The sequence below is a fragment of the Frigoribacterium sp. VKM Ac-2836 genome (assembly GCF_013248995.1).
Classification (GTDB): domain Bacteria; phylum Actinomycetota; class Actinomycetes; order Actinomycetales; family Microbacteriaceae; genus Frigoribacterium.
Genome location: NZ_JABRPK010000008.1, coordinates 21,715 through 27,714 on the forward strand (window position 1 = coordinate 21,715; position 6,000 = coordinate 27,714).

Annotated in this window: 8 protein-coding genes and 1 pseudogene; 5 read left to right on the forward strand and 4 right to left on the reverse strand. The window is 65.4% G+C overall.

Annotated elements, in window-relative coordinates; translation table 11 throughout:
• Window positions 1-54: 54 nt before the first annotated feature.
• Together HRF36_RS15415 and HRF36_RS15420 are read right to left on the reverse strand one after the other, a co-directional pair.
• Window positions 55-327 carry a PLD nuclease N-terminal domain-containing protein gene (locus HRF36_RS15415; RefSeq protein ID WP_173211452.1) on the reverse strand — a complete coding sequence of 91 codons (273 nt, stop codon included), beginning with the start codon at window positions 325-327 and terminating at the stop codon, window positions 55-57.
• Between the two features lie 87 nt (window positions 328-414).
• Entirely contained in the window at window positions 415-558 is a 144-nt protein-coding gene (locus tag HRF36_RS15420; protein ID WP_173211454.1) for a hypothetical protein, read from the reverse strand.
• 151 nt (window positions 559-709) lie between these two features.
• Here HRF36_RS15420 and HRF36_RS15425 point away from each other — a divergent pair, with 151 nt between their 5' ends.
• Window positions 710-1,372 (forward strand): hypothetical protein, encoded by a 663-nt coding sequence (locus tag HRF36_RS15425; protein WP_173211456.1) that lies wholly within the window; start codon window positions 710-712, stop codon window positions 1,370-1,372.
• A 110-nt stretch (window positions 1,373-1,482) separates the two neighbouring features.
• Here HRF36_RS15425 and HRF36_RS15430 read toward each other — a convergent pair whose 3' ends face one another.
• Together HRF36_RS15430 and HRF36_RS15435 are read right to left on the reverse strand one after the other, a co-directional pair.
• The gene (locus HRF36_RS15430; RefSeq protein WP_173211458.1) at window positions 1,483-1,821 is read right to left on the reverse strand and encodes a cupin domain-containing protein; all 339 of its coding nucleotides are present in this window, start codon (window positions 1,819-1,821) and stop codon (window positions 1,483-1,485) included.
• Window positions 1,822-1,855: 34 nt separating this feature from the next.
• The gene (locus tag HRF36_RS15435; RefSeq protein WP_173211460.1) at window positions 1,856-2,479 is read right to left on the reverse strand and encodes a TetR/AcrR family transcriptional regulator; all 624 of its coding nucleotides are present in this window, start codon (window positions 2,477-2,479) and stop codon (window positions 1,856-1,858) included.
• 45 nt (window positions 2,480-2,524) lie between these two features.
• On the opposite strand from HRF36_RS15435, the gene HRF36_RS15440 reads away from it, so the two are divergent.
• The 4 genes and pseudogenes from HRF36_RS15440 to HRF36_RS15455 form a co-directional block, all read left to right on the forward strand.
• Complete coding sequence (locus HRF36_RS15440; RefSeq protein WP_217271369.1) at window positions 2,525-3,316, forward strand: alpha/beta fold hydrolase; 792 nt, start codon at window positions 2,525-2,527, stop codon at window positions 3,314-3,316.
• Window positions 3,317-3,586: 270 nt separating this feature from the next.
• Entirely contained in the window at window positions 3,587-4,408 is an 822-nt protein-coding gene (locus HRF36_RS15445) for an ornithine carbamoyltransferase (RefSeq protein WP_173211462.1), read from the forward strand.
• A 249-nt stretch (window positions 4,409-4,657) separates the two neighbouring features.
• On the forward strand, window positions 4,658-5,278 hold the full coding sequence (locus HRF36_RS15450) for a hypothetical protein (RefSeq protein WP_173211463.1): 621 nt from the start codon (window positions 4,658-4,660) through the stop codon (window positions 5,276-5,278).
• Window positions 5,279-5,559: 281 nt separating this feature from the next.
• Window positions 5,560-6,000 (forward strand): annotated as a pseudogene (locus tag HRF36_RS15455) (hypothetical protein); the annotation flags it as partial.

Here is a 6,000-nt window from a genome sequence, read left to right on the forward strand (position 1 = left end):
ACCGGCTGAGTATCGTCCATCGGGACAGCCAACGGTCGAGCATGACTGACTTGGTCAGCTCGCGGAGCCGGCGCCTGACCGTCGGGCATCTCGTCCGAGAACGAGCCAGGTGACCACTCCGACAAGGGGCAAGGCAATCGACACGGCAATCCACAAAGCCTTAGCGAGTCTCGTCAAAGGGGAGCGAACAACCGTCACGATCATCCAGATCACACCTGCAACAACAGCAACGACGGCTGCGGCCCATGCGAAGTTGTAGGAAGCGGGGAAGAACACAGCCTGACCCTCCGACGCGGCAACCAGCGGACCAGCCAGAAGAAAGCTCATGTCCACCACGGTAGGCAGCCGACGAACACCTCACAACCCCGCTGCAAGCGAGAAGCCCAGCAAGCGATCCCCTATCGGGCGAGCGACCTACTTGAGTCGCCGCAGATTCGTGATGCTCACCCAGATCAAGCAGAGCATGCCGATCAGCGTGAAGTACATGCCCCCTTGGTGAGGGTCGATAGCAATCAAGATGACCGACGTAGCGGCGATGAGCAGTGCAAGGACGAGCATGACTCGCCACGTTGTCCGACCGTCTGTTGGCGCGTTGTCTGACGTCATGACTCATGCTTTCATATCGGCCGTGCCGCGGACGGCCGTCCCCCCGGGGTCCCCTACTGTGACTGGACCCAGCAATGGGTCTTGACCCACTAGCGTCCACCTAATGAGCGACGAAGCAGACTCCTTCAACGAGCACCCCACGAACGAGTCAGCCCCTTCGCCTCTGCCCCAAGGGTGGACGAAGATCGGGGACCGACGGTGGTGGACCATGTGGAGCAACTTCCAGTGGCTCTTTGTCCTCCTGATCGCCGCCAACGGCGGAAACATCGCCGTCACCCTCGCTCGTGGATGGCACGTTCCCATCTGGATCGTCGTGGGGGGCCTCGCGGGCGCCCTCATCCTGGTCTTCGCCGCGACGACGATCATCCGCAACCGACGCTGGCCCCCAGTTGAAGTCAACCTTGCGAACAATGAGCTGCGTGTGCGCGATCACGCGGTGCCCCTAGCTTCTGTGAACGCGGCCCAGCTCGCGATCTTCCCCGTTCGACGACGTGACCCCGCGCTCGCCCTGCGTCTGACATCGGTGGAGCCCGCTCGAGCAGAAGTGTTCCTCCGGAACCGTCGAGGCCACACATTGCCCGAAGATCAACGACTGGTCTTTGCCGAAGCAGTCCGGCGGACATCCATCGCGATGCCGATTTCCCGCGACGATCCCTCTGGCCGGTTCGCTCGGTACAACTTCCCCGGCCACGTTTCTCTCGAGGACACCGTTCAATTAATCGCCCGACCTCCTAGGGCAGGCGAACCGCTGCCGGTCCCGAGCTGATACGAACCAGATCGCACGAATTACCAGGTCGACCATCAGCTCCCAAACCCACGCCCTGAAAACGATCCGTCTTTCGCCGCGTTCGAATGAGGAGCCCCTATCGGACAGTCCTACGAAGTGAAATCGATCTCAGGAACGGCGCCGTCCTCGAGGAGGAAGTAGCCGAGGAACACCACGGGCTCGTCCCCAGTATCGAACTTCGAGACCACGACCCCGGCCGGCTCGTAGAAGACGTCACCAGCTCTCAAGACGATCTCCGTGCCCGTGCCGATCTGAAAAGTGACGGAGCCCCTCTCGATCGTTCCGAAAACCGGCCCGTTGTGCGTGTGCGCACCGCCGGTCGTCGCGGGCGCGATCGAGATTCGGCGCACCTCCACGTGCGAGATGCTGGCCACGGCGCCGAGGTTCTGATCCATCAGAGTCGTTCGAGCAACGGGCGAGTCAGTCATTGCCGCAGCCTGTCATGTCCTGGTGAACCATCGTCTAACGAGACACGCCTGCTGACCGCTCGAGCGAGAGAAGGGCGACGGCGAGTTCGGCCGTGGAGGTGAGCTCCGTGACGTCGGCACCGAGGTCCGCTCGCGTGGACAGGCCGTGCCACAACGTCTGCACGAGACCTGACAACGTGGCGGCGTCGATGCCTGGGGGGACGTCGCCGGCGAGCACGGAGCGCTCGATGCGATCCCGGAGGCGTCCTTCGTCGCGGCGTTGGAGATCGGTGACGAACGTACGGACGTCGAGAGTGGCGGAGGTGTCGACCATGACGGCGCTGCTCGTCAGGCAACCGGGGTGACCGTCGTCGGTCCGCACGAACTCGCGGATCGATCCAGCGAGCAGCCGGAAGATGACCTGGGCGAGAGTGGGCTCGGCGAGGGCAACGTCGTACACGGCGCTGTACCGCAGCGCGTAGGTCCGGACAGCTTCGTCGAAGAGGTCGGCCTTGCTCCCGAACGCGGCGTACAGGCTCGAACTCGAGATCCCGAGCGACGTCGCAAGGGCCCTGGTCGACGTACCCGAGAAGCCGTACTGCCAGAACAGGGTCGCGGCTGCACGAAGGGCATCGTCTCGGTCGAACTCTCGAGGGCGCCCCGGTGACTTGTCGGCCATGCAGACATTCTAGGACAACTGCCCCATAATGAGTTTATGGAGCAAATGATTCAGAACCGTGTCCCCGTCCGCGGCAGCGAGATCGCGGTCGACATCTACGGCAACGCAGAGGGGCCCACGATCCTGATGATCCCGGGTGTCATGGCTGATGCAGCCTCGTGGGCGGCAGTCGCGCAAAGGCTGGAGGGGTGGTCTGCTGTGGCCGTGCTGAACCGCCGGGGTCGACACCCATCTGGCCCGCTGACGCAGGAATACTCGCTGGAGCTTGAGGTCGAGGATGCCCTGACGGCCCTCCGGCGCCTGCCCACCGTGCAGACGCTCTTCGGCTGGAGCTACGGGGCCCTGATCGCGCTGCACGCGGCGAACGAGCACGCCGTGCCGCACCTGATCGGGTACGAGCCGATCATGGCCCCCTTCGGTGCGGCTGCCCTTCCGGGACTAGAGCGGGCACATGATGCCGGCGATCTGGACGTGAGCGTCGAGGTCGCGCTGCGCGAAGTCGCGGGCATGCCCGATGCGGTGATTGAGAGCCTGCGGGCTGACGATGCTGTCTGGCCGGAGCTGCGACGCCTGAGTACCCCCATCCACGCAGAGACCCGCGCGATCAACGACGCGCCTCGGCCTGCGGGGCTGGCCGAGCAAGCACAGCGCGTCGACCTGATCGTCGGGGAGCGAAACCGTGGACAGGCGCCCTACGGGACGACATTCGAGGGCATCGCTGGCCTCCTGCCGGACGCCGCCGTGCACGTGCTCGGTGGCCAGGGGCACCTGGCGCATCTCGAAGCCCCGTCGGAACTCGCCACGATCGTCGACATCCTCGGCCGCGCCTCGAGCTGACGTCATGAGGCCGACCGGCCGGCGCGGTAAGGGATCTCCTACCGGGCACGTTCGGGACTGAGATGCCGGGGTGCGCGAGCTGACTCAGAGCGCGCTGACTCCGCCGGTCGAATTGACGAACCAAACCAAGATTGCTGCCCCGGCCGTAGCGACGACGAGAGCCGCAACAAGGGCCAGGTTGCCTTGTCGTCGATCTCTATCCGGTCGCATGCGCCCCACACTAGAAGTCCGGCAGCCGATCCTGCTCCGGGCAGTCTCTACGGTGGTGGGATGCGTTCTCTCGTCAGGCTCGATGACTGGTCTTCATCTGACGTCGGTGCGGTCTTCGACCTGGCTGACGCGTACCGAGAGGGCCGGGGACCAACGGTGAAGGGCTCCGCAGTGATGTTCTTTCCGCCTTCGAGTCTGCGTACGAGGGTCACGTTCGAGCGGGGAGCTTCGCTGATGGGGCTTGAACCGATCGTGTTTCCGGACACGACGCTCGACAAGCCAGAGGCGCTGGTAGATGTCGCTCAGTACCTCGATAACTGGGTCGACCTTATTGTGGTGCGCCACCATGACCTCGCCGTGGTCGAAGCGTTGGCCGCGGCTCATGCGATGCCGGTCGTGAACGCCATGACGGACGAGAACCACCCGTGCGAGGTGCTGCCCGACCTCTACTCCTTGCGGCAGCGGGGGGACATTTCGTCGCTTCGCTTCCTCTTCGTGGGCGCTGAGGGCAACATCGCCAGGGCATGGCAGGAAGCCGCTCGCGTCCTGCAACTCGACCTGATCCAATGCTGCCCGACCGAACTCGCAACCCCGGGAGCTGTGTGGACTGACGACCTGGAGACAGCTGTGCGGTCAGCGGACGTGATCCTCTCGGACGGTCCCGGTGCGCACGTTGAGGCCCTGGAGCCGTACCAGATCACGGCGGCTCTCCTCGACCTCGCGCCAGCAGGAGTTCGCTTCAACCCGTGCCCACCGTTCGTCCGCGGCCGTGAGGTGAGTGCCGACGCGGTTGAACACCCCGCATTCGTCGGGCACAACTTCAAAGCCGGACTCCTCCCGGTGCAGCAAGCCGTGATGGCGTTCTGCCTCGGCCTTGGATGACGAGGCGTCCCGATCAACGATCGATCACCGGACAACCCCTGGGACCAGCCTCTCCCCACCGTTATGGGGCCTTGGCTGTCTCAATAGGCCAGCCCGGAACAGATCTCGATGAGGGGACGTTCTTCGGACACCTCGCGGTCCGTCACTCGAAGTCAAGAGACCCGACGGCTGCACCAACCCCTTCGGCCCCTTTGGCGTGGAACACCCCCCGTAAGCTGGAAGCGTTCAGCAACAGGTGAGGAGAACGTCGTGGGGTCGAGGTGGTCACGTCTTCTTCGTGGTTCGCTGACGACCGTTCTCGCTCTCACCGTTGCCGCGTTCTCACACGTCGCTGGTGGTGGCTCCGCACCCGGTGCCCTCGGGATCGGCCTCGCTCTGGCGTTCGCGCTGCCGCTGGCTGTCGCAGTGACGGGCAAGAAGCTTTCAGCCGTCCGCCTGTCGATCGCGGTCGCGTTCGCGCAGCTCGCGTTCCACACCCTGTTCTCCCTCGGCGCCAGTACCACCGCCGTGACAGCGATCGGTGGCGGACACCACGGCCACGACGCCCTGGTCCTCAGCAGCGGTGACGCCGCCGGGATGGCGGGGATGGCCGGGATGCACGCCGGCCCCTCTATGTGGATCGCGCACGGTGTCGCCGCTGTCGCGACGGTGGTCGGCATCTGGTTCGGAGAGCGAACCGTGCGGGCCCTGGCTGAACTCGCTCGGGAGGGCGTCTCGGCAGTCGTCTGCGCCCTGGGACTCGTCCTGGCGCTCGTAGTCAAGCCCGTCAAGCTCCGTGCCGTCGTGGCGCGGGCTGCACGTCTCGTTCCCCATGACTCAGGTCTTGCCTGGTCGACCCAGCCTCACCGCGGACCGCCGGCCGTCACCTGACCTGTCACTCCGTGACGACACCACAGGTGCCGTCTCGTGACGCTCGACGTCTCCTTCTGAGGGGTGTCAGCGTGTCGCACACCCGCCCCTGACCATCCCTGCCGCAACCCAGCAGGAGGTCGGTGATGTGCCGGGTGTGACCGTGATCTCGACCCCCGCTGTGGCTCATGTGGCCGTGGTGGGTGGTCTGTTCGGTGCCGCCTGTCGGCGCCTGTCAGGACGTCTCCCGTGTTCCCCTTCCCTCTTTCTCTGTGCCCGCGACCTCGCGGTGGGCAGTCATCGTGAGTACTCGGCCGCCCGAGCTCGACGACGTCGACCTCGAGACCGGTGTCACCCAGCTGCCGCCGCTGCGCCCCGTCGGGTCGCTGCTGGTCGCGTGCGTACCCCTCGCCGTCGCCGTGACTCTCGTCGCACTGCTGTTCACCGGCGCCACAACGCAGACGCTGATCGTCGATCCTGGTGACCTCGTCACCTACGGCCTGCCTGTTGCCCGCATCGTGCACGACCTCGCCGCAGCCCTCACCATCGGGCTTCTGATCCTCGCCGCGTTCGTCCTTCCCGGGCAGAACCGTGCCCCGGGGGTGCTGAGTTTCGCCCAGTTCACCGCCGTCCGGTGGGCGTCGTGGGCTGCCGGCGTCTGGTTCCTCGCGGGCAGCGTCGTCATCGTCCTCACCGCGGCGGGCGTCATCGGGGTGCCCCTGTCGGACCCGATCTTCCGCCGC